This is a genomic window from Caldicellulosiruptor kronotskyensis 2002 (assembly GCF_000166775.1).
Classification (GTDB): Bacteria; Bacillota; Thermoanaerobacteria; order Caldicellulosiruptorales; family Caldicellulosiruptoraceae; genus Caldicellulosiruptor; species Caldicellulosiruptor kronotskyensis.
The window spans coordinates 722,591-748,726 of record NC_014720.1 but is presented as its reverse complement, the minus strand read 5'-3'; the positions used below and the strand labels follow the sequence as shown (position 1 = coordinate 748,726).

Genomic DNA, 26,136 nt, shown 5'->3' with positions numbered 1-26,136 from the left:
ACTATACTTTTATTTTAACTTAAATATTTTTACATAAGCAATAGAAAATTAAATCACTTTTAACACAGCTGTGTCAGAATATACATTTATCTTACTACCATTACTGTCGACCTTTACACTTGCTCCAGATATAACTTCTATCCTTAGAGAATCAAAATATAGACTCCATGTTTTTTTTGAATCTCTTATATTTGTGACATAAATAACATCTCCGTGTCTTCTCACTTCAATTTCAATTTCTGCCTTACCTTCTACATTTCTTATCTGAGATTTCAATGTCTCCCCACTATCAATATGATAAATATTCATCGCCACATTATCAGCATAATCATAATCGGGCCTTGTGTCACAACTTCCTATTGGAATTACAGTATTTGGCCTTGCTAAAAGTGGAAGGCTAAAATAGCCGTGCTTTTCTTTTCTCCACTTGCCACCCTCAACTTTCTCACCTGTCAGGATATTTGTCCAAATTCCTTCTGGCACATAATACTCAACATATCCATCTTCTGAAAAGATTGGTGCAACCAAAAGACTGTCTCCAAGCATATATTGCCTGTCAAGATAAACACAAGCAGGATCGTCCGGAAACTCTAAGACCATTGGCCTCAAAACTGGAATCCCTCTTTCTGTTGCCTCTACAGCCGCTGAAAAGATGTATGGCATAAGTTTGCATTTTAATTTCGTAAAGAATCTAAGTACATCAACCGCTTCCTCGTCATAAAGCCAAGGAACTTTATAGGCAGAATTCCCATGTAGTCTGCTGTGAGAAGATAAAAGTCCAAATGCTACCCATCTCTTGTAAAGATCTGGTGTTGCTGTACTCTCAAACCCCCCTATGTCATGACTCCAAAAACCAAACCCGCAAAGTGAAAGTGAAAGGCCACCCCTGAGTGTCTCTGCCATGGACTCATATGAAGCTAAACAGTCTCCGCCCCAGTGCACAGGAAATTTCTGGCTTCCTGCTGTCGCTGACCTTGCAAACACAACTGCATTTCCCTTGCCAAACGTTTCTTGAAGCGTCTCATATACTGTCTTGTTGTAAAGATAGGTGTAGTAATTGTGCATCTTTTGAGGGTCTGAACCATCAAAATAAACAACATCTGTTGGAATTCTTTCACCAAAATCTGTCTTAAAACAGTCAACTCCCATTTTAATTAGCTCTTTGAGCTTTTCTGAATACCACCTGCACGCCTCAGGGTTTGTAAAATCAACAATTGCCATGCCAGGCTGCCAATCATCTGTTTGCCATACATCACCATTTGGCTTTTTCAAAAAATACCCTTTTTCTTTTCCCTCATCAAAAAGTTTTGAAAACTGAGACACGTAAGGATTTATCCAAACACATATTTTTACTCCCTTTTCTTTTAGACGCTTTAGCATCTGCGATGGTTCAGGAAAAACCCTTCTGTCCCACTCAAAATCAACCCAGTGCATATCTTTCATCCAGAAACAGTCAAAATGAAACACATGAAGTGGAATATCCTTTTCAATCATTCCATCTATAAAGTTTGTAACAGTCTTTTCATCATAGCTTGTTGTAAAAGAGGTTGTGAGCCAAAGTCCAAAAGACCATGCTGGAGGAAGCTGTGGCCGACCTGTGAGTTTTGTGTAATTTTCTAAAACATTTTTCATGTTGCTACCGCCAATTATGAAATATTCCAAATATTCACCTTCCACAGAAAACTGAACTCTCTCGACATTCTCTGTGGCTACTTCAAATGACACTCGTCCTGGGTCATTTACAAAAACACCATATCCACGGTTTGTAATGTAAAAAGGAATGTTTTTGTATGCAAGATCAGAGTTCGTACCACCATCTTCGTTCCACATATCAATCACTTGTCCGTTTTTAACAAAAGGAGTAAACCTCTCGCCCAGCCCGTAAACACACTCGCCAACACTCAAAGAAAGCTGTTCCCTCATGTAAGTAGTATTATCAGGCATGATTGCGTAACCAAGATATTTATAACCATTTCTTGTTAGATATTTATCTTCGTAGTAATATTCTACTTTCCATTCACCTTTTTTATTAATAACAGCTTTTAGCTTTCCACTTGTTATTACTATACTCTCCGAAAAAACTTCTATCAAAGGGCAATATCCTTCTTCTTTATAAAATTCAAAATATGTCTTTTTATCTTTTTGACCCTTGTAGTGCCAAATTTGCACTCTTATAACATCTTCAAAAGGTGAAGAAAAACGTATAGTGAAAACAGGACCTTGTAAGGTTTGTCCTCTGTTTGTGATAAATTGAGCTGGTGCAATAATTGTGGTTGAGTCTTTCGAAATTTCGTAATCATATACATGGGCTGGATGATATAATCTTATTCCATCTTTTACACGCCAAAAACCGTCTGTAAATTTCATTTTGTTAATTCCCCCTTACTTGTTTTTAACCAATTGTCTATTCGTAGAAATTTATAAGAGGTCTAAAACACTCAAATTTATTATATAAAACCTCCTTCCTTACTTCTCATACGTTTTTGCAAAAAAGTATAAAAACTTTGCTATAATCAATATAAAAATCAAATTTTTCAATACTCAGAAAACTAATCTAATAAAAATGATTGCTTCTATAAAAGAAATGTAACTGCCGATATGAAGAGCGAAATGAAAATTATATCAACACAATATATTTTTCTTGTATCTGAATGGAGTAACACCCACATACTCTTTAAATACTTTTATAAAATAGCTCACATTATTAAAGCCCACTTCAAAGGCAATTTCAGAAATACTCATGTTTGTGTTTTTGATAAGCTCTATTGCTTTTTCAACCCTGAACTTGTTTATGTAATCAACAGGTGTGAGATGGGTAATCTCCTTAAAAAGACGACAAAAATAGAATTTGCTCAGGTTTGTAAGCTTTGCAAGCAAGTCAATATTGAGATCAGATGAATAGTTAGAATTGATATAATCAAGTGCGGATTTTATCTTTTCAAGTCTCAAATCAAGCTCTCTGACTGTACTATCGGCTGTTATATATCCCTTATTAAAAAGATGATAAAATATAACAAATAAATAGCCTTTTACCAAAAGTTCATAACCTTTTGGCTTTTCTTTCCACACTGTTATTATGCTCGAAATTAGTTCTCCGACATAATGGTCCTCAAAACTATTTTGAACAAGCAGTTTCCTTTCTAAAATAGATTGCAAATATTTACTTTTACATATATCCGGACCTTCGGAAAAGAGCATGCTCAAATTAAATACAATTGCATAAGGTTCGGGATTATCCTCTGCTTTTCCACCGTGAATTGAACCACAGTTGACAAATAAAAACTGTTTTGGACCCAAAAAATACTCTTTTCCATCAACTCTAAAACTTGCTGTTCCTTTTTCAAGATATACTATTTCAAATTCATCATGCCAGTGAGGTAGAAGAGTATTGTTTTCGTGAACAAATATTTTTTCATATACATTTATAGGAAACACCGCACTGCCATGTTGAACCTTTTCTTTGAGCCTCAACCTTTCATCCATTGTGATTTCCTCACTTTATTGTATGTTTTCAATAAAAACAATAGGGTAATATCAAATAAATTTTACCATAACCACAACAAAATAAAAAGCTGCCGCAATCTAAAACTTGCGGCAGCTTTTTATCTATTAATAATATTTTACTTTTTCATCTTCATAACCTCTTTTGCTTTATTTACTATCTCATCAGCAGTGAGTTTATAATATTTCAAAACATCTTCAGGTTTTCCTGACCTTCCAAACTCGTCATTTACTCCAACCATTTTTACCGGTACAGGATAGTTTTGAATCAAAACCTCAGAAACAGCACTTCCAAAACCACCTAAGATATTGTGCTCTTCTGCTGTAACAATACAGCCAGTGACTTTTGCAACATCTAAAATTAAATCAATGTCAATTGGTTTTATGCACGGCATGTCAACAAGATATACTGAAAATCCCTCATCCTGCAGCATTTTTGCAGCCTTTATTGCTTCATGAACCATTAACCCTGTTGCTAAAATTCCAACATCTGTCCCTTTTTGAAGAACAATGCCTTTGCCAAGCTCAAGTTTTAGTTCACCTTTCTTGTAAATCTCCTCAACCCCAAGTCTTCCCAAGCGAATATAAACAGGTCCTTCATGCTCAATTGCAAGTCTTACACACTCATAAGTGGATGCGGCATCAGAAGGAGAAAGCACAACCATTCCAGGGATTACTCTCATCAATGCTATATCTTCAAGCATCTGATGAGATGCACCATCTTCACCTATTGACACACCAGCGTGAGATGCACCGATTTTAACATTTAAATGCGGATAACCTATTGAGTTTCTCACTTGGTCATAAGCTCTTCCAGCGGCAAAGATTGCAAATGTGCTTGCAAACGGAATCTTGCCACATGTTGCAAGTCCTGCTGCTGTTGCCATAAGGTCCTGTTCTGCAATTCCTATATTGAAAAACCTTTCAGGAAATTTCTTTTTGAAAATCTCTGTCCTTGTTGATTTTGAAAGGTCTGCATCAAGTACAACAATGTCTTTGTATACTTCACCAAACTCAGCCAGTGCTTGACCATACGCTTCTCTTGTTGCTATCTTTGCCATCTTATCCTTGCACCTCCAAACTTTCCAACTGCTTTTGTAGCTCCTCTAAAGCTTTTTGAGCCTGTTCTTTATTTGGTGCTGTTCCATGCCAGCCAACTTCATTTTCCATAAATGATACACCCTTACCTTTTACTGTTTCAGCAATTATGATTGTTGGTTTCCCTTTTATTGTTTTTGCTTCATTTACAGCTTTTTCAATCTGGTTAAAATCATGCCCATCAATTTTTATAACATGCCAGCCAAATGCCTTAAACTTCTCATCAACAGGCTCGGGTGACATAACCTCTGTGATTTTGCCATCTATCTGAAGCCCATTGTGGTCTAAAAAGGCTGTCAGATTGTCAAGCTTGTAATGTGCAGCTGTCATCGCAGCTTCCCAAATTTGACCTTCCTGAATCTCTCCATCACCAAGCAAAACATAAACTCTGTAGTTTTTCCCATCCAGTTTTCCTGCAAGTGCCATACCATTTGCAACAGAAAGCCCTTGACCTAATGACCCTGTTGACATCTCAACCCCTGGCACTTTCTTCATGTCAGGATGCCCTTGGAGATTTGAATAAATCTGCCTAAAACCTTTTAGCTCCTCCTTGCTTATGAAACCCTTTTCAGCCAAAACTGCGTACAAAAGTGGCGATGCATGTCCTTTGGAAAGAACAAACCTGTCTCTGTCAGGGTCCTTTGGATTTTTAGGATCAATGTTCATTTCAACAAAGTAAAGATATGTCAAAATTTCAACACCAGAAAGTGAACCGCCAGGGTGACCAGAGCCTGCAGATGCAGTTTGAATAATTATGCTCTTTCTTATCTCAGTTGCTATTTTTTTGAGTTCAAGTTCTTTTGCTCTATCCATTGTCTTTCTTAAACCTCCTTTGCAAAAATACAATATTTGGTTTGGACTTTCCCTTTAAAATGATTTTTTCAAACTATCTTTTTCCTTTATATTATATCATATTGACCATTATATCATATTGATCATTTTTAACTCAAACAGAAAAACCTTCACCTAAGACTTCACGAACATCTGTCAGAATTACAAATGCACGCTTATCCACACTTTTTACAAGGTTTTTCACACGACTCACTTCATGTCTTTTTACAACGCACAGCAGAACATTTTTCTCTGTTTTTGTCCACATGCCAATGCCATGAAGACCTGTCACACCTCTGTCAAGCTCTTTTAAAATCTTTTCAGCAATTATGTCAGATTTATCTGATATTATTATAAGCGCCTTTGCAAAGTTAACACCTTCAAGTATTGCATCAATCAGTTTTGAACATGCAAAGAGAGTTAAAATTGCCCAAAGTCCAAGTTCATAGCTTTTAAACACAACCGATGCAAGTACAATAACAGCTACATCAAGCCCTAAAAGAATCTGACCAACAGAAATAAACGAAATATATTTGTGAATAATCTTTGCCAACATCTCTGTGCCACCAGTTGTTGCACCAAAAAGTAAAACAATGGCAAGACCTATCCCCATTAGCGCTCCACCAAACACCGACGCCAAAAGCTTATCATATGTAATGCATGGCACAAATGTTGTAGTGTCTGTGAGCACTGAAAGTATTACTGTCCCATAAATGCTTTTTACACCAAAGTCCACGCCAATTGTTTTAACACCAAGAATAAAGGCAGGAATATTTAATGCAAGCATGGTCATACCAACAGGAAGTTTGTAGTAAGAAACATAATACACAACTGTTGCAATACCCGAAAAACCACCAGCTGCAATCTTATTTGGAACAAGAAAAAGATTTAACGACAGTGCAACCAAAAGCGAACCAAAAGTTATTGCCGCATATTCATATAGAACTCTGAAAATTTTTTTTAGCATTTATCTTCCCCCAAATATCCTAATTTTCAAAACAATAAGTACAAATTTAGGAAGTGCAAGCATTCTTTTAAACCTCCACGGCTGGGTTATAAGTCTATAAAACCATTCAAGCCCAAGTCTTTGGAACATTTTGGGTGCTCTTTTTACCTCACCTGACAAAACATCAAGGCTGCCACCAACACCCATAATAAGCTTACATTTGAGTTTCTTTTTATTTTTGTAAATCCATTCTTCCTGTTTTTTCATGCCCATTGCAACAAACAAAACATCTGCTTTTGAGGAATTTATAATCTCCACAACCGTGTTATTCTCTTCTTCACTAAAATATCCATGATGAACCCCACAAATTTCTAAATTTTTAAACTGTTTTAAAAGATTTTCTTTCGCTTTTTCAGCAATCCCTGGTTTTGCACCAAGTAAGAATACTCTTGCTCTTTTTTTCTCAAGCTCTGGCATCAAAGACATCATCAGGTCAAAACCTGTGACCCTTTCATACAGTTTTTCTCCAAAATATTTAGATGCCCAAACAACACCAATTCCGTCAGGTACATTTAAATCACTCGAATTCAAAATTTTTTTAAATTTCTCGTCCCTTTGAGATAGCATTATCATCTCTACATTGGGTGTAAATACTACTTTGGGTGAAGATGAAGATAAAAAGTCAATACATTTTTTCTTTGCCTTATTAAAATTAATACAATCAATTCTCACACCCAAAATATTAATGTTTTTTCTTTTTTTAGTTGTTGATAAAGCCTCTTTTAAAATCTCAAAAGACTTTTCCGCTCTTTGAATCATATTGATTGTTATCTGTTCAATTTTCTTTTGAATTTTTGACTCATTAAGCATATACTGGATATTTAAAAGAACATTGTTTACATCAAAACTATCAACATATCCCGCCGGTTTTAAACCATACATTTTAAGAAAACTGTCAATTTTGGGATCGTACGATATTCCAACAAACCTCTTGTTCATTTTAGATGCAAATATGAGACTATGAAGACGCATACCAACTATTAGGTCGAAACATCTAAAAATACCTAAAAGTTCATGAGGCTGAAAACTCTCAGAGAGAATATATGGTTTATTCTTCATTTTTGAAATGATCTCATTTATCTTTATTATGTCCCACTTACCCTGAAAAGGAATGAAAACTACATTATATCCTTCATTTTCTATAAGAATGTCAGCAATTTGAGCGATTTTGTCGGTCATATCCTTTTCCTTTTTCCATTTCCTTACTACTATTCCTATCGTCTTTTTGCTCAAATCTATGTTATAAGTTTGCAATAATTTTTCTACTCTTTTTTCGCAGCAAGGATTCAGTAAAAATGCAGGGTCTGCTGACAAGTCTATTTTGTTTTTAAGCTTCAGTCTGTGTAAAAGGTCAAAAGAATCGTAATCTCTCACTGTAATATAATCAGCAAGTTTGATTATATGCCTGAAAATCAAAACATTATACCACTTTTTTATCGGTCCTATCCCCTGAGAAAAAATAAACACCTTCTTGCCAAATAGCTTGGCAAGAAAAATTTGAAAGAGGTAATAATAAAGACTTCTGTTGCTTGTCTCATTTTGAAAAAGACTTCCTCCACCGGAAATAAATATATCACATCTTTTTATGGCTTTTACAACTTCCCAAATCTTTTTTCTATTTACAGAGTCTACACTGTAAATCTTGCTTGTCAGTTGCGGTCTTGATGAAAGAACAACAACATTTAAATCTTCATTTTCTTGTCTTTCATATTCTCTCAGCCTATCTATCAAAACCCTTAGTATGGCTTCATCACCAGTATTCAATTGTCCATAATATCCTGATATTACAATATTTTTCATTCTCTTTTCTCACCCAAATTTATTATTTTGAATAAACTCAAGTTTTATTGCAGAAAATAAACCTTGAAAGTTGCAAATTCAAATCAAAATGGAGGTATTGAAGATGCCAGACAGAATCACATGCAATGTATCAGACTGCATGTACTGGGATAACAAAAGATGCACCGCTCCATCTATCGAAGTCTCTGTAGATGGCGGCGGGTCTTCTGCTCAGGGAACAAAAGAAAAAACAAATTGCCACACATACCAGCTCAGAAGATAGTACCTATCTTTTTACTTCACTTCCATAAGGACAGACCCTCATGCATATGCCGCACACCTGACCACGACCGATGAATTTAAACTTTTCCTTCATGTAACTGCTGCATGCATGGGGGTCTATCATCTCGTTTCTCTCAATACCTAAATACCATGTCCTTCCGTAGATTGCCTGTGCAGGACAGCTCACAACACAAAGATTACAATCACCGCATTTTGGCTTAATAATATTATTTCTAATTCCATTTTCTGGTTCATATGTTGTTAAAATTGTACCCAGTCGCACGCGTGGTCCAAATCTTTCATGGACAAAAAGATTGCTTTTCCCAATAAAACCCATGCCCGACAGTACAGCACCTATTTTGTGTGAAAGTACTCCAGAAAATCCATTGTCCTTACCATGGACACTCTGTGATGCAGCAATACTATAAGCATAATACCCTTTTGATTCTAAAAACAGCACGCCTTTTAAGGTCAGAAGGTCAATGAGGTTATTTACAGCTTTGTAATGGTGATAGTATGTAAACGTTGGTGAGTCAATAATTTCGTTTACAATGGCATCTGAAAGTTTTATAACCACTGTTATACATGTTTTAAATATCTTTAGCTCTTCTGGAAGGTATGGATTTATAAAAGAAAACCCTACATCACTTGCACCTTCATTAAGTAGCATCTTTTTAAGTTCTTCTAAAAGCATTTTATAATCACTCTCTTCTAAAAAATGAAATTTAAAACTTCCTCTATATTTGACATACCAAAGACTTCAATCATACCATCATTTTGGATCGCTTCCATATTTCTTTTTGGAATTATTGCTCTTTTAAACCCCAGCTTTTTTGCTTCATTCAATCTTTTTTCTATATTCGCCACAGCTCTAATTTCGCCTGTCAAACCCACTTCACCTATTAATACAGTATCTCCAATGGGAACCCCTTTATAACTTGAAGCTATGGCACATACAATAGCAAGGTCTGCTGACGGCTCTGAAACCTTAAATCCGCCTGCTACATTTACATATATATCCTGAACATTTAACGCAAATCCCATCTTCTTTTCAAGCACAGCACAGAGCATCACGCATCTGTTATAATCAATTCCAGTCACTGTCCTTCTTGGCGTGCCAAAAGATGTTGGAGTTACAAGTGCCTGTATCTCCAAAAGAATAGACCTTGTTCCTTCTATTGCAGAGTAAATGGCAACACCCTCAACATTGTAGCTACTTTCCAAAAAAATACTTGAAGGATTTTTTACCTCAACAAGCCCACCATCTGTCATCTCAAAAATTCCAAGCTGGTTTGTAGGACCAAATCTATTTTTGTAAGCTCTGATTACTCTATAAGTGTTAAACCTCTCTCCTTCAAAATACAAAACACAGTCAACCATGTGTTCCAAAACCCTTGGTCCTGCAATAAGACCATCTTTTGTGACATGCCCAACAATTACAGCTGTTATTTTATACGTCTTTGCAATTTTCAAAAGCTGCATTGTCACATCTCTGACCTGGGTTACGCTTCCCGGTGCTGACTGGTTTTCTGGTATATACATGGTTTGTATAGAATCAATTATAACAAACTCTGGTTTTGTTTCCAAGATAATATTTTTTATCAAATCAAAATTGGTTTCACACACAACATCAAAATTTCCATCTATATTGAGCCTTTGAGCCCTAAGTTTTAGCTGATTTGCTCCTTCCTCGCCTGATACATACAAAACCTTCATTCTTTCGCTTAATATATTTGCAACCTGCAAAAGCAAAGTTGACTTTCCAATACCCGGCTCACCACCAAGCAAAATGAGCTCTCCCTTTACAAAACCGCCACCAAGGACAGTATCCAGCTCTTCTATACCAGATAAAAATCTTTCTTCTTTTGTGCTGACATTAGAAAGTTTTAATACTGCTGAATTCTCTTTTGAAATAGAGATAGTCTCTTTTTTGTTTTGGTCTATTCTTTCAAGCACAAAGGTGTCCCAGCTTGAACAGTTTGGACATCTTCCAAGCCATTTCGAGGTTCTAAAGCCGCACTCCTGGCAAACATAAATGCTTTTTGTTTTCATTTTAGTTTCTCCTTAAAATCATTTCAAATCCACATGATATATTTTTATCATATTTTCACCCTTTTATAAAGAGTTATGATATAATCTAATCGATAGGTACTTAAGTTGAGGAGGTCTGTTTTTCAAAAATGAAAGTTTTGCACCTTATAAGCGGTGGTGATACAGGGGGAGCAAAGACACATATAATAAACCTGTGTTCAAAACTAAAAGATCTTGTCAGTCTTAAAATTATATGTTTCATGTACGGGCAATTCTATGAAGAGGTAAAAAATGCTGGAATTGATATAGATGTTATTCAGCAATCCTCTCGATTTGACTTGAGTGTGGTTGACAAAATTGCGCATATCGTTAAAGCTGAAGATTATGATATAATTCACTGTCATGGTGCAAGAGCAAATTTTATTGGAATGTTTTTAAAACGAAAAATCAAAAACAAGCCATTTATCACAACAGTACATAGCGACTTTGATTTAGATTTTCAGGACGTTTTTTACAAAAGAGTAGTGTTTTCATTTCTTAATAAACTTTCTTTAAAAAGATTTGACTATTTTATTTCTGTAGGATCTGCATTGATTGACAAAATAAAAGGACTTGGGGTGAAAGAAAATAGAATTTTTCTTTTGTACAATGGTTTTGACTTTTCAAAAGAGATACATTATGTGCAAAAGGATGAATTTTTATCAAAGTTTTTTGATAGAAAAGTATTTGACTCCAAAATAGTTATAGGAAACTTGAGCAGGTTATACAAGGTAAAAGGTTTAGATGTATTTATAAAAGCCGCTAATATGGTAGCTAAAAAATATCCTGAGGTCATTTTTTTAATCGGTGGAAGTGGTCCTCAAAAGGAGTTTTTGAAGCAAATGATAAGTGAATACAATTTAAATGACAGGGTATTTCTACTTGGCAGTATAAAAAATCCATATGACTTTTTTAATAGCATAGATATAAACGTCATAAGTTCATACTCCGAAACCTTCCCATATTCAATTTTAGAAGCAACAGCACTTGAAAAGTGTTGTATATCAAGCAAAGTGGGTTCCGTGCCAGACCTAATTGAAGATGGGAAAAATGGTTTTTTATTTGAGGTTGGAGATTATAAAGGACTTGCTCAAAAGATAGAAATTCTTTTGCAAAATAAAGACCTTATCAAAGAATTTGGACAGCTTCTTTCTAAAAAAGCAAAAGAAAAGTTTTCTGCAGAAAATATGGCAAGGATGCAATTTGAGATTTATAAAAGCATACTTTCGAAAAAATAAAAGGGCTACTTGCTTTAAAAGTCTTATTTTTAAACTTATTAGCAAGATAGCCCTTTTGATTTTTAAATCTAAAATAACTCTACAGCTTTACGTTTCTTTCCTTGCTACTAATCCTTATAACTTCACTTACCTCTGATACAAAAATCTTACCATCACCTGGATTTCCTGTTGAACAGCACTCCAAAATAATGTCAATCACCTTTTCAAACTTCTCATCACTCACAACAATCATTACCAGAACCTTAGGAAGAAGATCCACGGTATAGCTTCCAGCTCTCCACTGCAAGGTAATACCGCGCTGGATACCTCTTCCTTTAACTCTCATAACTGTAATTCCGTATATACCCTCTTTTTCAAGGCACTCTTTGAGGTCGTTGAGCTTTTCTTCTCTTATGATAGCTTCTATTTTTTTCATCTCAAAACACCCCCAAAATTAAATTCCGCCATAAGCCTCTTCGCCATGCTGAGATATGTCAAGACCAACAGTCTCCTCTTCATATGTCACAGCCAAACCCATGCTTTTGTCAAGCAATTTTGAAATTATTATGGTCATAATAAACGAAAATGCCCAAACAACTAACACCGAGATAAGCTGAACAAAAAACAGCTTGTAGTTACCAAATAAGAGCCCATCGTTTCCTGCAGGATTTACAGCCTTGCTTGCAAATATTCCTGTTGCAAGCGCCCCCCAAGTTCCACCCATTCCGTGGCAAGCCCAAACATCTAAAGTCTCATCAAGTTCTAATCTTTCTCTGAGTCTAATACAGTAAAATGATATTATGGAAGCAACTGCACCAATCACAATTGCTGAAAGGGAGTTTACATAACCTGATGCAGGTGTTATTGCAACAAGCCCAACAACTGCACCTGTTGCAATTCCAATTGCGCTTGGTTTTTTGTAAAGCCAGCTTATAATCATCCAGGAAATTGCAGCAGAGGCTGCCGCAACATTTGTGACAACAAATGCGTTGACCCCAATCTCGTTTGCAGCAAGGCTGCTACCTCCATTGAACCCGAACCATCCAAACCAAAGTAAAAACGCACCAACAAGTGTTAAAGGAATATTATTTGGCTCCATCTGAACTTTGCCAAAGTCCTTTCTTTTTCTTAGCACAAGCGACAGTGCCAAAGCTGTGCTACCTGCAGTAATATGCACAACAGTACCTCCTGCAAAGTCTAAAGCTCCTAAGTTTTTGAGCCATCCACCTTTTGCCCACACCCAATGCGCAACTGGATTGTAAACAAATATTGACCATAGTAATGTAAAAAGTATATAACTGCTAAATTTTATTCTCTCAACATAAGCACCTACAATAAGTGCAGGAGTAATTGCTGCAAACATCATCTGAAATGCCATAAACAAAAGGTGTGGAATGCTACCCGCATAGTCAGGGTTAGGCTTATATCCAACATTTTTTAACCCTGCCCACTCAAAGCTCCCAATCAATCCAAATCTGTCAGGTCCAAAAGCCATGCTATAACCGATCAAAACCCATTCAATGCTGATAAGTCCCAGAGTCAGTGCTGACATGGTAATTGTGGAAAGAAGGTTTTTTCTTCTGACCATACCACCATAAAAAAGACCTACTGCTGGTGTCATCAGCATAACCAAAGCAGTTGAAATTAAAACCCATACAATGTCTGCATAGTTCATCCAAAACACCCCCAAATCTTATTTTGAAAGTCTATATCCGCCCAAAATGCAAAATGGGGACATACCTTTTTTGGTATGCCCCCATTGGCAATTACAATTTTATTATATCCAGCTTTTGAGATGATGTCAATAGGTGAAATTTTAAATTGGTGAAATCGCAAAAATAAAAGCTCCTACCAACAGGAGCTGCCAAAACTTCTTTATCTTTTTGAGAACTGAGGTGCTCTTCTTGCTTTCTTGAGACCGTATTTCTTTCTTTCCACCATACGCGGGTCTCTTGTAAGAAATCCTGCTTTTTTCAAAGCTGGTCTTAAAGTTGGGTCAGCAAGCACAAGTGCTCTTGCAATTCCATGTCTTACAGCACCTGCTTGACCAGAAAGACCGCCGCCTTTAACCTTTGCAATTACATCAAATTTACCGAGAGTTTCAGTAAGTGTCAATGGCTGCTTTACAATAATTCTCAATGTCTCAAGAGGAAAATACTCTTCCATAGGCTTATCATTTACAACAATTTTTCCGCTACCAGGCGAAATCCAAACTTTTGCAACCGATGTCTTTCTTCTTCCTGTTGCATAGTATTTTACCTGTGCCACTTTCATATCCTCCCCTAACTAAAACTAAATTTCCAGCACTTCTGGCTTTTGTGCTGCATGTGGGTGATTTGGTCCTCTGTAAACTTTGAGCTTCCTCATGAACCTATCTCTCAGCCTATTTTTAGGAAGCATTCCGCGCACAGCAATTTCAATTGCCTTTTCGGGATGTTTTTCAAGAAGTCTGCGATATGGTATGAACTTAAGTCCCCCAGGATACTTTGTATGATATCTGTATCCATCCTTGTCAAGCTTTTTGCCAGTCAACACAACCTTTTCAGCATTGATTACAATAACATAGTCGCCAGTGTCAACATTCGGAGTAAACTGAGGTTTGTGCTTACCTCTCAATATCACAGCAATTTTAGCTGCAAGCCTTCCCAGCGGTTTTCCTGTTGCATCTATCACATACCACTTCTTTGGAACTTCATTTGGCTTTGCAAGGTATGTCTTCATCGCTTTCTTCTTCACTCCTTCTGAAATTTTGTTTTCTGAAAAATCTATATTATCAACTCATACTCGGGGCCTCATTTTAAAACATAAAATATTCTAATATATTATAGTGTCAATGTCAATTGCTTGGACAAGGATTTTTGAATAAACTCCAAGTATATTTTCATTTTAAAAATACAAAGCATCTGACAAGAATTTTGGTAAAATATAAATGTAAACTCTGCATTAAAGAGAGGGGGAAATCTTATTGAAATATTTGGTTGCACCGGATAAATATAAAGGGTCATTTGACGCTTTTGTTGCATCTGAGATAATAAAAGAAGCTATTATTGAGGTTGACAAAAGTGCAGAAGTTTTTCAGCTTCCGCTTGCCGACGGTGGAGAAGGAACCTTGACAGCTCTATCTAAAATTTTTGGTGCCAAAATAGAAGAGGTTGAGGTAAATGACCCTCTTTTTAGGAAGATCAAAAGCAGAATAGGATTTTTTGAAGACAAAGCAATCATTGAAATGGCAGAATGTTCAGGTCTTCTTCTTCTAAAAGATGAAGAAAGAAATCCTCTTTACACAACAACATACGGTGTTGGCGAGCTCATCAAATACGCAATTTCAAAAGGAGTTAAAGAAATCATCATTGGCATTGGCGGCTCTGCAACAAATGACGCAGGAGTAGGGATGCTAAATAGCCTTGGTATGAAATTTTTAGATGAAAATGGAGAGGAATTAAAACCAACCGGAGAAAATCTGATAAAAATAAAAAAGATTGATGATTCAGAATTTTTGAAAGATGTTCGCAAAGTAAAATTTACAGTTCTGTGTGATGTTACTAATCCATTGTACGGTGAAAACGGTGCAGCGTATGTGTTTGCACCTCAAAAAGGAGCAAACGAAAATGCTGTAAAGCTTCTTGATATGGGACTTAGAAATTTTGCAAATGTTGCCAAAGAATATCTTGGAAAAGACTTGTCACTGTCAAGCGGAGCTGGTGCTGCAGGGGGATTAGGATTTGCACTTTTGGCTTTTTTGAACGCTCAGTATGTATCAGGAATAGACTATATACTAAGCGCTTCGAACGCTGAAGAACACGTCAAATGGGCAGACATTATCATCACTGGTGAAGGAAGATTTGACAGGCAAAGCTTATCTGGAAAATCTACAATTGGAATTGCAAGACTTGGTGCAAAGTTTGGCAAAATGGTAATTGTTATTTCAGGGTCAATTGATTGTCCTTTTGAAGAATACACAAAAGAAGGTATAACCTCAATTTTCTCTATTGTTGATATGGCATCATCGTTCGACAGATGCCTAAAGGAGGCACCACGGCTGCTTAAAGAAACTACAAAGAGCATTGTGAATTTGATTTTAAGATTAAAAAGGTTTTAAAAAAGCAGATAAAATCATCAGGGCTATTCCTCTTTCTTTACGGAATAGCCCTGAACAGTTAGTTTTGCTCTATGCAAAAACAATGTGGATATCCTGTGTCATACCACTTTTCTGGCAATTTGATAACCAAAGCGTTTTCTAACTGGTCAAATTCAAGCTCATCTTCAAATCCTAAAAGTTTTATCTTTTTTACAAAAATACCACTTGATAGTCCCAAACTTTTGATGATTGCCTTGTGATCCCCTGGATACTTCATTTGAAAGGCAAAAATTTTCCCATCTTTTTGGGTAAATCTAAAATCCTCTTGCGTCCACTCAAGTTTTTTCTCCTGAAAAGCTCCACCTTGTCCTTTTGTCGGACCTTCTCCATATCTTATCCATGGACGTGTTGCATATATACCTTCTCCGTTTACTCTCATCCATTTTGCAATCTCATCAAGAATATAGAGACATTCATCATCCAGCGTGCCATCTGGTTTTTGCGGAATATTTAAAAGAAGGTTTCCACCTTTGCTGACAATATCAATAAGCATTTCAATTACCTGTTGTGGAGTTTTATATACAGCTCTTACATCATAAAACCAGCCACCTAAACATGTATCCGTCTGCCATGGATGAGACAGAATATCTTCGGCTGCTCCACGTTCAATGTCCAAAACACCTACTGTATAAACCTCAGGTCTTGTATCTTTTTGAGTATAGACAGCTTGATTTATACCACTATGGTTCTTCGCACTTGTGTTGTAAAGATGTGCAACAATATGAAGTCCTACTTCTCCAAATGGTACACCCCCATCTGAATACAAAAGGTCTGGCTCATATTGGTCGATTAGATCTTTGATTCTTAAAAACCATTTCTTGTGCCACTCAGGATTAGGTGAGTACCAATTGACAATCTTCCCATGTTTTTTTTCTAATTCATATTCCTCTTTATTTGCATGATAAAAATCTTCATAAGCTGGATCATTTCCATCATACGGTACACCTTTATATGGTCCTTTGGTATCATGTCCCTTGCTTGGTGCAAACCACGAAAAGCTTGCAGCCAAATGTTCTGATACACCAAACGGAAGTCCTCTTTCTCTTGCAGCTCTGCACCACATTCCAACAATATCTTTCTTAGGGCCCATATTTACTGCATTCCACCTATGGTATCGAGAATTCCAGTTATCAAAGTTATCGTGGTGAACAGCCTGAGCAACAAAATATTTTGCACCTGCTTTGATATACAGATCAATTAGTTCCTCTGGGTTAAACCTTTCGGCTTTCCACATCTGAACTATGTCTTTGTAACCAACCTTTGAAGGATGACCATACTTTCGCCAGTGATAATAATACTGTGGCTCTCCTTCTCTGTAGATATTTCTTGCATACCAGTCCCCATACATCGGTACAGACTGTGGTCCCCAGTGCGCCCAAATACCAAATTTTGCATCCAAAAACCACTGAGGACATTTGAATTGTCTTAAAGATTCCCAAGTTGCTTCAAAGGGACCTTTTTGGATAGTTTTAAAATACTCATCCATTTAAAGAGAGACCTCCTTGTACAAAAATTATTTTTTATAAAGTGGGCCAAAATTTTTGCACGCTCTAAAATCTGCACCTTCCAAATCTTCTGTCCCAAATGCACTCCAGGCACTTGGTCTGAAGATTCTCTCTTCTTCAACATTGTGAATACATACAGGAATCCTTAACATAGAAGCCAATGTGATAAATAAATCACCCACATGCCCATAGGTTATTGCACAATGATTTGCTCCCCAGTTTTCCATCACAGAGTATAGGCTCTTAAATGCTCCCTTGCCAGTTAGTTTTGGTACAAACCATGTGGTTGGCCATGTTGGGTCTGTTCTTCTATCAAGGATCTCATGAACATTTGCAGGAAGTTCTACTGTCCAGCCTTCTGCAATTTGAAGGACTGGCCCTAAACCTTTAACAATATTTAATCTTGAGATTGTAACAGGCATGCCGCCTCTTGTTACAAACTTAGTCGAAAATCCACCGCCTCTAAAATATCCCAAATTGGCATAACAAAATCTTGTTGCATCTAAGCATTTTTTAACTTCTTGCTCGGTAATTTCCCAGAAAGGCTTTATAGCAGGCTTGCCGTCAATCTCTTGCTGACCTGTTCCATCCAATGCTGCAGAACCAGAATTTATAAGATGAATAACCCCATTTTGAGCAAGTCCTTCTGGTTTCCATCCGGTTACTCTGTAAATAGCATCCGGACTCCAATATGTTCTAACATCTGCAAAAATCTGAGCTGTATTTGTAAGTAAATGCCCAAATAACATACATACACCGTTTAAGCTGTCATTTTCAGTTGCAAGTATGTAGGTCTGTCTCAGTCCATTCCAGTCAAATGAGGAATTGAGAATTGTTTCCATAAAGTCACCGTTTGGAAAATGATCTGTCCACTGCTGCTGTCCTTGAAATCCTGCTAAAATTGCATTATGTCCAGGTGTTTCTTCGGGATAACCTAATGCTTCAAGTTTTTTGTTACCAACCATTAAATCTCTTGTTATTATAGCCATATTGACTACAAATTCCCATACTTCATTCTTATTTTTTAGTAGTCTCAAAAATCTCATTTTCTTGATAAACGTGAACACCTTTTGATGATTATTTTACTAATTATACAGAGGAACTGGAAAGATATTAAATTTTATGAAAATAAAGATATCAAAAACTTTCTACATATGAAGAAAAGATTAGAGTTTATTGGTATTAACAAATGATGTAGTGACAAAATGTCATCAATCTATTGTCAGTTCCAGTTCCCCCAAAATTTTTAATATAAATTGACAAAGTCAGGGAAATTATATGACAATCACCGCTTTTATACATTTGTCTTTATTCCCTCTTACAAATTCAAAAGCCTGAATTGCCTCATCAAACTTAAATCTATGAGTTATCAACTTTTTAACCTTGTCTAAATTATTTGACAAAACCTCAATTGCCTTTCTGTAAGTATTAGCGTATCTAAAAACACCATAAACGTTATACTCGTTATCAACTATAGAATTTATATTAACTGACACTTCGTTGTCTGGCAACAATCCTATTAACACTATTCTTCCACCTCGTTTAGTTATTTCAAATGCTAATATGCTTGTTTCTTTAGAACCAGCTGTTTCAAAAGTTACATCTGGGCCTACATTTTGTGTTGCTTCAAGTATTAATTGTTTATAATTGCTGTCTTTAGCATTTATTATATGAGTAGCACCCAATTCTTTTGCAGCATTCAATCTTAGAGGTTGGACATCTACAGCAATTATTTGACTCGCTCCAAAAGCTTTCACTGCTAAAATAGTCAGCAGTCCAACTGGCCCTAAGCCTAAAATTAAAACTTTATCTCCAAGTTTTACATTACCTCTTATAGCACCATGAATACCAACTGACAAAGGTTCAACTAAAGTTGCAACATCATATTCGATGTTATCAGGAATTTTAAATAAATAATCTTCTTTTACCGCTAAATATTCACATAATGCTCCATCAACAGGTGGTGTAGCCAAAAACTTAACATCAGGACATAGATTATATCGTCCACTCTTACAATATTCACATTTTCCGCAAGTCGCCCCAGGTTCGATAACTACTTTATCTCCAACATTAAATTTTTTCACATTCCTCCCTATACTAATAACTTCTCCACTTGCCTCATGACCTAAAATCAATGGTTTTTCCACTACATAATTACCTATTTTCCCATGTTCGTAATAATGAATATCAGAACCACAAATCCCTACACACTTGACAGCGACTAATACTTCATCCTCCATAATCACAGGTCTATTCCTTATTTCCGTTTTTAAAACTTTTGGTTTTTCCAAAACAATAGCCTTCATTGTTTTCACAAAAGAGCCCCCCTTCTATTACTTTTGCTCTCAAGACCTTTTAAAAATTATTTACAAACAACCATAAGCAACTGACCTTACTCTTAAATGATAGTATTCCTCCATATTCGGTACCATCTGATGCATATATACTAAAGAAAAACCTTCACTCGGATCAATTGAAACATAAGTTCCAAGTGCACCTGTCCATCCAAACTCACCAATAGAACTGTTAAAATTACTCTCATTAATACTCATGAGAGTTCTTACGCCTAACCCATATCCATATCCTGATAAGTAAATATTGTTTTTATTAAAGTCTAACAACTGTCTCCTATTTAATTGATTGGTCCTCATTAAATCTATAGTTTTTCTACCAATTATCTTTTGGCCTTTATAAACTCCTCCGTTAGCAAGCATTTGCGAAAATTTTAAATAATCCCTTACCGTGGAAAAAAGACCTGCTCCTCCTGCTTCATATATTGCATCAGGTTGATGAAATTCATCTAACATCCCTTTAACTCTTTCAAACGTTCCATCTTCATTTCTTTTATAGCATGAAACCATTCTATTTTCTATATCACCAAAATAACGATATCCAGTATCATTCATTCCTAAAGGTTCAAAAATCTCCTCACGCAAAAACTTACTTACTTTTTTGCCAGATATTACTTGTATTAATGCTGCTACTATATCATGCCCATATCCATACAACCATCGTGTTCCAGGTTCAAATTCAAGAGGTACTGTAGCCATAGCCTTTGCTTCAGTAACTATATCATATTTCCCATATTTTTTTGTCAACTCTTCTTTTACTTTTCTCATTTCAATTGCTGTAGGAGAGTCTCTGAAAGGATATGGTAACCCTACCGTCATAGTAAAAGCATGTTTTATGAGTATAGGATTTTTTGTTTTTTCTATTTGTACATTACCTTTTTTATCCCTTACATATACATATGTTTCTTTATATTCCGGTATATACTCATAAACCGGATCACTTAAAAGATACTTCCCTCTTTCATAAAGTATCAAAGCAGCAGTACAAATTATAATTTTGGTCATTGAGGCTAATCTGAAAACACTATTTTCATTCATGGGTATTTTCCTTTCTAAATCTGCATAACCAAAATATCCTTCCCACAGAATTTCTCCATTCTTTGCTATAGCACATGCACAACCCGGCAAACCACTTTCCACAAAGCTATTTAATAACCTTGATAAATCATCAAACTTTGCCATACACACCACTCCTTCCTCATTTAATGGTTCAACAAAATTAATCTATTTTTAACTTTTTAAAAAGATGTCTCACCATAATCTTCATAAGTTCAGTGGGCCTGTTTGGATCTTTACATGGTTTGTCCCCAAACAACATTACAAATGGTTCCTCTTCAGTATAAGGTCTCCACTCTGGCATTGGAGTGCCATCTGCATCATTTCCATTAGGATCACCCTTTTTAGCAAAATTTGTCCAATAGTTACACATCTGCCTTGCTAAATCATAATGTTTACCCACAAAAGGTCTCCAACATTTTGCTAAGGTTTCAAAAACAAACCATAGTTCAGATGAATGAAATGCACCTGCATCATCACCTGGTACCTCTGGATCAAAGCAATAACAATAAATGGTTGTATCTTTGGTTTTTGCATTATGTTCACACCACATTAGATTCCCAATCTCAAACATATTAATTGTACCTTTTTCCCTTATTTGAGCAATATCATCGCTTCCTTCAGTACATAGTCTAATATATTCATCGGCATCTTCACCAAATTTCTTGTATGCATACTCTTTGAATTCTTCTATTGTTTCAACATTTGGTTTCTCTATAAACTCATTTGCCGTATGTCCCATTATCAAAGGTATTTTATGCCAATTTCCTTTTACAATAAGCCTTACAGGATCATCAACTATATAAACCCCATCTTTTACAAATCCCCATCTATAACCAAATTCTTCGGATTTCTCAAAAATAACCCTTGCATCTATGCTCCTTGCCTCATCCAGGTTCTTAACTCCTAAAAACTTGAAGAATTCTTCTCCCATCTTCTCAGCTTCACTTAATGTGGGATACCCCTGATTGAAACGCGGTGCAAACCCACCTCCACTTTGTATAATGGCTCTCTGAAATAACCCTCTGCTAACAGGTGATGTAACATGTGCAGTAACACAGCCTCCACCTGCAGATTGTCCAAATATAGTGATATTGTTTGGATCACCTCCAAAAGCCGAAATATTTCGTCTTACCCATTCTATTCCTGCCAACTGATCTAATAATCCAAAATTAGCTTTCGGCCCATCCTTGTTCTCTTCTGAAATCTCAGGATGCGCAAAAAAGCCAAATACATTTAATCGATAATTTACACTTACAAACACAATTCCTCTCCTTGCTATGCGTTCACCATCAAACTCCATCTCTGAAGTGTAACCAACCTGTAAGCCTCCACCAAAAAACCAAATCATTACTGGTAATTTTTCATCAGGGTGTTTTGCAGGTGTCCATACATTTAAATACAAACAATCTTCACTCATAGGTACATTAGGATCAACGTGCCACTCTTTTGTGTAAATATTATTTGGATCTAATCCTGGTGTAGCTTGAATTGAAATGGGTGCAAAAGTATAAGCTTTGTAAACACCCTCCCAATTCTTACATGGCTGCGGTGGCTTCCATCTTAATTTGCCCACAGGAGGCGCTGCAAAAGGAATTCCTTTGAACACTGTTATCCTCGGGTCAGATGCAGGAAGCCCTTCTACTATTCCATTTTCTGTAACTGCTCTTCTTAACATATAAATCCCTCTCTTTGTAGTATGATTATTGTAGACCATAGCTCCAAACATCCTAGTGTATGGTTTTGACTATACAACTAATTATCATACCCAGCTTAAAGCTATGGCTTCAGATTAAATATTTTTATGAAAAGAGTATGACGAAGAAAATTAAAAGGCTTTGTACATTACCTCAAAATATTTTGTTTATGCAAAACCTTTTTTTGTTTACAAATCCAACTGTTTATAATTTAGAACAACACAACTCCATCCCGTATAAAAATTGGTATTGTAGTTAAAGGAGCTTGGCAAATAATTTCTTTTCCACCTTCATATACTTTTCCTGTTTCCCACTCTCTCCAGTAAGCACCTTCAGGTAGATAAACAGTTCTTTCTCTCATGCCTTCATATAACACAGGAGCTAACAATATATCTGGACCAAACATAAATTCATCTTCTATTTCCCATGATTTTGTATCAAAGGGGAAATCATAAAACAGAGGTCGCATAATTGGTGTTCCTTTTTTATGTGTGAGTAACATTTGTCTTTTAATATACGGTTTAAGTTTTTCACGTATAGTGAGATACTTCTTGAAAATTTCGTAAGCTTCTTCTCCATAGCTCCAAACCTCATTGGGCCCTCCAGAACCCATTCTCCCACCACCTTTATTACTCGTCGGTGGAATATAAGGCTTTCTATCACCATGCAGCCGAAATACAGGACAAAATGCTCCAAATTGAAACCATCTGATTATCAACTCTCTGAAAGAAGGATCCTCTGGATCGCCACCATAGAAACCTCCTATGTCACTTGTCCACCAGGGTATTCCCGCCATTGCCATATTTAAGCCACATGCAACTTGATTTCTCAATGACTCAAATGTAGATGCAATATCCCCCGACCACACAACCACTCCATAGCGTTGGGAACCAGCCCAAGCACAACGAATTAAGTTAATTATGTTTTCTATACCTTCCTTTTTCAATCCATCATAAAAAGTTTTTGCATACAATAGAGGATAAATATTTCCTATTTCTAAACATGGTCCCAAATAATATCGATAATTATCAAATTCATATTTATGGAATTCTGGTTCGGCTTCATCAAGCCAGTACATTTTAATACCTTTTGAAAAATAATTTTCTTTGACTTTTCCCCACATAAATTCACGTGCTTCGGGATTAGTCATATCAACAAAAAGAGTGTCATTGACAAACTGCATAGTTACTCGCGGTCCTCGGTCAGTACTTATAAGTAAGCCCTTAGAAAACATCTCTTCATAATTTTCGCTTTCTTTTTCAACAGTCGGCCATATAGATACCATTACTTCAATACCCATTTTTCTGAGCTCTTCAACCATTTTTTCTGGATAAGGCCAGTAATCTTCATCAAATTTCCAATCTCCCTGATGTGGCCAATGGAAAAAATCAATTACTATTACATCAAGAGGAAGATTTCGCTTTTTGTATTCATATGCTATATCCATTAACTCTTGAGCATTTCTATATCTTAGTTTACTTTGCCAAAACCCCATTGCATAGTCGGGCATCATTGGAGGTGTTCCTGTTACTTCCATGTATTGTTCTAAAATTTCAGCAGGAGTATTTCCTGCTGTTATCCAATAATCCATAATTTTGGTTACATATGCTTCCCACTCAGTTATGTTCTTGCCAAATACGACCTTTCCAATTGCTGGATTGTTCCATAAAAAACCATATCCAATGTTTGAAACTAAAAATGGAACACTTGATTGAGAATTCCTATGTGCAAGTTCTAATGCGCAGCCTTTTAAATTTAAAAATGGTTGCTGATATTGTCCCATTCCATAAAGCTTTTCATTAGGCTCTGATTCAAAACGAACAGTTAATCGATAACTGCCCCCTAATATGGGCTGAAATTCACGTCCTCTTTTGCGCAGTCCTGCAGCGAATTTTGAAGTATATTCTTGCAATATAATTTTGTTTTCGTTGTTGTAAAACTTAATATCCCCACTTGGCTCAATTACAGCATATATATTACCGTTTTTTATTATTCCTCTATTGTCCAAAATTTTGATTTCTATATTATTACCACCAATTTTGGTTTTTGGTGACAAAGCCCAATCATTTTCTGGCATACTTCCTTCGTGTGTTGCACGAACTCGCAAACTGTTTTTGCCCCATGCTTCAATCCACAGTATTTCCTTATCGTATTTACTTATCAATCTATCTCCATGAACCAAGAAAATCCTTGCCATTTGTTTTCACCTCATTCCCCTTTATTTGTAAAACTTTTCTGGTAACCATTCTTTTTCAGCTTCAAACATCTCATCTACCATCTTGCGTATTTCATCCAAATCTAAAACAGCGCTTGTGAGAGGGTCCATCATAATTGCATGATAAACTGCTTCCCTATCACCTGTCAAAGCAGCAAGAACAGTTAGCTCTTGAACGTTTATATTTGTTCTATTCAAAGCTGCAAGCTGTGGTGGTAGATCTCCCACATAAGTTGGCTGAATACCATTTTTGTCAACCAAGCATGGCACTTCAACACAGCATCCTTCAGGCAAATTTTTTATCAAACCCTTGTTCTCAACATTACCATTTATCACACTTGGAGTATTTGTCTCTATAGAATGGATGATAGTTGCACAATATTCGTTACTTCTTTTCGGGTCGATGTAGTCTGCCTCTGCCATTTTTTTTAGGTCCTCAAGCAAAGTTTTCGCAGCATCTAAGCAGCAATGCAAATACATACCATTGTAATGTTCTTTGTGCCATGAATGTGTTCTATGGATTTTATTTATCCAATCGTCGCTCTTCCTAAAATAGGGAACATATTCAGACATGTGAAAACTTGACTCTGAAACATAATATCCAAAATGTTTTAGTATCTCGAATTTTGTAACATCCTGTGTATAGATTTCGGGGTCATTTGCTTTTTCTCTTATAAGAGGATATGCATCTTTTCCATTCCACTCAAATTTTAAAAACCACGCCATGTGGTTTATACCTGCGCATAAGTATGAAACCTCTTCCATTTTCGCCCCAATAATCTTTGCTAAAAATTCAGCAGTTCCATGAACACTATGACAAAGTCCTACATTTTTTATATTCGTAGCCTTGTTTAACGCCCAGCAATTCATTGCCATTGGATTTACATAATTGAGCAAAAGTGCGTCAGGACACAGCTCTTCCATGTCCTTTGCAATATCAAGCAAAACCGGTATTGTTCTAAGAGCTCTGAAAACTCCACCTGGACCTATTGTATCGCCAACTGCCTGTTTTACACCGTATTTTAGAGGAATGTAAATGTCATACTCGAAAGGTTTTAAACCTCCAACCTGTATTGTGACAATAACATATTTTGCACCTTTTAAAGCCTCTTTTCTATCAGTTGTAGCTTCAAGTTTAGTAGGATACTTTTCCTGTTCAATGAGCTTTTGCAGAGCTTTTCTCATAAATTCAAGCCTTATACTGTCAATGTCCATAAGCGCTATTGTAGAGTCTCTTAGCTCTGGATATGACAAAATGTCTCTTACTAAGTTCCTTGTGAAAACTCCACTTCCCGCCCCTATGATAGCTATTTTGAGCATACCCTCATCTCCTTCCATAAATATATCTTTTATTTTAACCTTTCGGCCGCTGTATTTAAATTCTTATAAT

General features: G+C 36.2%; 21 protein-coding genes and 1 pseudogene. 3 read left to right on the top strand and 19 right to left on the bottom strand.

What is annotated here, in order from left to right:
* Window positions 1–48: 48 nt before the first annotated feature.
* The 6 genes from yicI to csaB form a co-directional block, all read right to left on the bottom strand.
* Window positions 49–2,367, bottom strand: coding sequence for an alpha-xylosidase (yicI, locus tag CALKRO_RS03030; RefSeq protein WP_013429643.1), 2,319 nt, complete (start codon window positions 2,365–2,367; stop codon window positions 49–51).
* Between the two features lie 255 nt (window positions 2,368–2,622).
* Window positions 2,623–3,483, bottom strand: coding sequence for an AraC family transcriptional regulator (locus CALKRO_RS03025; RefSeq protein ID WP_013429642.1), 861 nt, complete (start codon window positions 3,481–3,483; stop codon window positions 2,623–2,625).
* Window positions 3,484–3,620: 137 nt separating this feature from the next.
* Window positions 3,621–4,562 (bottom strand): transketolase family protein, encoded by a 942-nt coding sequence (locus tag CALKRO_RS03020; RefSeq protein WP_013429641.1) that lies wholly within the window; start codon window positions 4,560–4,562, stop codon window positions 3,621–3,623.
* Between the two features lies 1 nt (window position 4,563).
* Window positions 4,564–5,412, bottom strand: coding sequence for a transketolase (locus CALKRO_RS03015; protein WP_013429640.1), 849 nt, complete (start codon window positions 5,410–5,412; stop codon window positions 4,564–4,566).
* Between the two features lie 133 nt (window positions 5,413–5,545).
* The gene (locus CALKRO_RS03010; protein ID WP_013429639.1) at window positions 5,546–6,397 is read right to left on the bottom strand and encodes a YitT family protein; all 852 of its coding nucleotides are present in this window, start codon (window positions 6,395–6,397) and stop codon (window positions 5,546–5,548) included.
* Complete coding sequence (gene csaB / locus CALKRO_RS03005; RefSeq protein WP_013429638.1) at window positions 6,398–8,236, bottom strand: polysaccharide pyruvyl transferase CsaB; 1,839 nt, start codon at window positions 8,234–8,236, stop codon at window positions 6,398–6,400. It abuts the gene before it with no gap.
* Between the two features lie 103 nt (window positions 8,237–8,339).
* Between csaB and CALKRO_RS13250 the strand changes: the two genes are divergently transcribed.
* The gene (locus CALKRO_RS13250; protein WP_013429637.1) at window positions 8,340–8,498 is read left to right on the top strand and encodes a DUF1540 domain-containing protein; all 159 of its coding nucleotides are present in this window, start codon (window positions 8,340–8,342) and stop codon (window positions 8,496–8,498) included.
* 3 nt (window positions 8,499–8,501) lie between these two features.
* Here the strand turns inward: CALKRO_RS13250 and CALKRO_RS03000 are convergent, their stop codons facing one another.
* Both CALKRO_RS03000 and radA read right to left on the bottom strand, forming a co-directional pair.
* Window positions 8,502–9,191 (bottom strand): 4Fe-4S double cluster binding domain-containing protein, encoded by a 690-nt coding sequence (locus CALKRO_RS03000; RefSeq protein ID WP_013429636.1) that lies wholly within the window; start codon window positions 9,189–9,191, stop codon window positions 8,502–8,504.
* 17 nt (window positions 9,192–9,208) lie between these two features.
* Window positions 9,209–10,549, bottom strand: coding sequence for a DNA repair protein RadA (gene radA / locus CALKRO_RS02995; RefSeq protein WP_013429635.1), 1,341 nt, complete (start codon window positions 10,547–10,549; stop codon window positions 9,209–9,211).
* A gap of 128 nt (window positions 10,550–10,677) precedes the next feature.
* Between radA and CALKRO_RS02990 the strand changes: the two genes are divergently transcribed.
* Window positions 10,678–11,805, top strand: coding sequence for a glycosyltransferase (locus CALKRO_RS02990; protein ID WP_013429634.1), 1,128 nt, complete (start codon window positions 10,678–10,680; stop codon window positions 11,803–11,805).
* A 79-nt stretch (window positions 11,806–11,884) separates the two neighbouring features.
* Here the strand turns inward: CALKRO_RS02990 and CALKRO_RS02985 are convergent, their stop codons facing one another.
* From CALKRO_RS02985 to rplM, 4 genes are all read right to left on the bottom strand, one after another.
* A complete protein-coding gene (locus tag CALKRO_RS02985; RefSeq protein ID WP_013429633.1) occupies window positions 11,885–12,220 on the bottom strand; it encodes a P-II family nitrogen regulator in 336 nt (111 codons plus the stop codon).
* 18 nt (window positions 12,221–12,238) lie between these two features.
* On the bottom strand, window positions 12,239–13,459 hold the full coding sequence (locus CALKRO_RS02980) for an ammonium transporter (protein WP_013429632.1): 1,221 nt from the start codon (window positions 13,457–13,459) through the stop codon (window positions 12,239–12,241).
* A gap of 200 nt (window positions 13,460–13,659) precedes the next feature.
* Window positions 13,660–14,052 carry a 30S ribosomal protein S9 gene (rpsI, locus tag CALKRO_RS02975; protein ID WP_013429631.1) on the bottom strand — a complete coding sequence of 131 codons (393 nt, stop codon included), beginning with the start codon at window positions 14,050–14,052 and terminating at the stop codon, window positions 13,660–13,662.
* Between the two features lie 24 nt (window positions 14,053–14,076).
* Complete coding sequence (gene rplM, locus CALKRO_RS02970; RefSeq protein WP_013291114.1) at window positions 14,077–14,505, bottom strand: 50S ribosomal protein L13; 429 nt, start codon at window positions 14,503–14,505, stop codon at window positions 14,077–14,079.
* Between the two features lie 244 nt (window positions 14,506–14,749).
* Here rplM and CALKRO_RS02965 point away from each other — a divergent pair, with 244 nt between their 5' ends.
* Complete coding sequence (locus CALKRO_RS02965) at window positions 14,750–15,883, top strand: glycerate kinase (protein WP_013429630.1); 1,134 nt, start codon at window positions 14,750–14,752, stop codon at window positions 15,881–15,883.
* Between the two features lie 58 nt (window positions 15,884–15,941).
* Here the strand turns inward: CALKRO_RS02965 and CALKRO_RS02960 are convergent, their stop codons facing one another.
* From CALKRO_RS02960 to melA, 7 genes and pseudogenes are all read right to left on the bottom strand, one after another.
* The gene (locus tag CALKRO_RS02960; protein ID WP_013429629.1) at window positions 15,942–17,408 is read right to left on the bottom strand and encodes an alpha-L-fucosidase; all 1,467 of its coding nucleotides are present in this window, start codon (window positions 17,406–17,408) and stop codon (window positions 15,942–15,944) included.
* A gap of 27 nt (window positions 17,409–17,435) precedes the next feature.
* Window positions 17,436–18,446, bottom strand: a pseudogene (fucI, locus tag CALKRO_RS02955) (L-fucose isomerase); the annotation flags it as partial.
* A gap of 255 nt (window positions 18,447–18,701) precedes the next feature.
* The gene (locus CALKRO_RS02950) at window positions 18,702–19,742 is read right to left on the bottom strand and encodes an NAD(P)-dependent alcohol dehydrogenase (protein WP_013429627.1); all 1,041 of its coding nucleotides are present in this window, start codon (window positions 19,740–19,742) and stop codon (window positions 18,702–18,704) included.
* Window positions 19,743–19,793: 51 nt separating this feature from the next.
* Window positions 19,794–20,960, bottom strand: coding sequence for a serine hydrolase domain-containing protein (locus CALKRO_RS02945; RefSeq protein WP_013429626.1), 1,167 nt, complete (start codon window positions 20,958–20,960; stop codon window positions 19,794–19,796).
* A 37-nt stretch (window positions 20,961–20,997) separates the two neighbouring features.
* Entirely contained in the window at window positions 20,998–22,512 is a 1,515-nt protein-coding gene (locus CALKRO_RS02940; protein WP_013429625.1) for a carboxylesterase/lipase family protein, read from the bottom strand.
* A gap of 230 nt (window positions 22,513–22,742) precedes the next feature.
* On the bottom strand, window positions 22,743–24,728 hold the full coding sequence (locus CALKRO_RS02935) for a glycoside hydrolase family 31 protein (protein WP_013429624.1): 1,986 nt from the start codon (window positions 24,726–24,728) through the stop codon (window positions 22,743–22,745).
* Between the two features lie 21 nt (window positions 24,729–24,749).
* Entirely contained in the window at window positions 24,750–26,066 is a 1,317-nt protein-coding gene (gene melA / locus CALKRO_RS02930; protein ID WP_013429623.1) for an alpha-glucosidase/alpha-galactosidase, read from the bottom strand.
* Between the last annotated feature and the right edge of the window lie 70 nt (window positions 26,067–26,136).

Excerpts from the sequence above, each read along its gene's own strand:
- yicI (WP_013429643.1), bottom strand. The coding sequence starts at position 2,367 with ATGAAATTTACAGACGGTTTTTGGCGTGTAAAAGATGGAATAAGATTA.
- CALKRO_RS03025 (WP_013429642.1), bottom strand. The coding sequence starts at position 3,483 with ATGGATGAAAGGTTGAGGCTCAAAGAAAAGGTTCAACATGGCAGTGCG.
- CALKRO_RS03020 (WP_013429641.1), bottom strand. The coding sequence starts at position 4,562 with ATGGCAAAGATAGCAACAAGAGAAGCGTATGGTCAAGCACTGGCTGAG.
- CALKRO_RS03015 (WP_013429640.1), bottom strand. The coding sequence starts at position 5,412 with ATGGATAGAGCAAAAGAACTTGAACTCAAAAAAATAGCAACTGAGATA.
- CALKRO_RS03010 (WP_013429639.1), bottom strand. The coding sequence starts at position 6,397 with ATGCTAAAAAAAATTTTCAGAGTTCTATATGAATATGCGGCAATAACT.
- csaB (WP_013429638.1), bottom strand. The coding sequence starts at position 8,236 with ATGAAAAATATTGTAATATCAGGATATTATGGACAATTGAATACTGGT.
- CALKRO_RS13250 (WP_013429637.1), top strand. The coding sequence starts at position 8,340 with ATGCCAGACAGAATCACATGCAATGTATCAGACTGCATGTACTGGGAT.
- CALKRO_RS03000 (WP_013429636.1), bottom strand. The coding sequence starts at position 9,191 with ATGCTTTTAGAAGAACTTAAAAAGATGCTACTTAATGAAGGTGCAAGT.
- radA (WP_013429635.1), bottom strand. The coding sequence starts at position 10,549 with ATGAAAACAAAAAGCATTTATGTTTGCCAGGAGTGCGGCTTTAGAACC.
- CALKRO_RS02990 (WP_013429634.1), top strand. The coding sequence starts at position 10,678 with ATGAAAGTTTTGCACCTTATAAGCGGTGGTGATACAGGGGGAGCAAAG.
- CALKRO_RS02985 (WP_013429633.1), bottom strand. The coding sequence starts at position 12,220 with ATGAAAAAAATAGAAGCTATCATAAGAGAAGAAAAGCTCAACGACCTC.
- CALKRO_RS02980 (WP_013429632.1), bottom strand. The coding sequence starts at position 13,459 with ATGAACTATGCAGACATTGTATGGGTTTTAATTTCAACTGCTTTGGTT.
- rplM (WP_013291114.1), bottom strand. The coding sequence starts at position 14,505 with ATGAAGACATACCTTGCAAAGCCAAATGAAGTTCCAAAGAAGTGGTAT.
- CALKRO_RS02960 (WP_013429629.1), bottom strand. The coding sequence starts at position 17,408 with ATGGATGAGTATTTTAAAACTATCCAAAAAGGTCCCTTTGAAGCAACT.
- CALKRO_RS02945 (WP_013429626.1), bottom strand. The coding sequence starts at position 20,960 with ATGGCAAAGTTTGATGATTTATCAAGGTTATTAAATAGCTTTGTGGAA.
- CALKRO_RS02940 (WP_013429625.1), bottom strand. The coding sequence starts at position 22,512 with ATGTTAAGAAGAGCAGTTACAGAAAATGGAATAGTAGAAGGGCTTCCT.
- CALKRO_RS02935 (WP_013429624.1), bottom strand. The coding sequence starts at position 24,728 with ATGGCAAGGATTTTCTTGGTTCATGGAGATAGATTGATAAGTAAATAC.
- melA (WP_013429623.1), bottom strand. The coding sequence starts at position 26,066 with ATGCTCAAAATAGCTATCATAGGGGCGGGAAGTGGAGTTTTCACAAGG.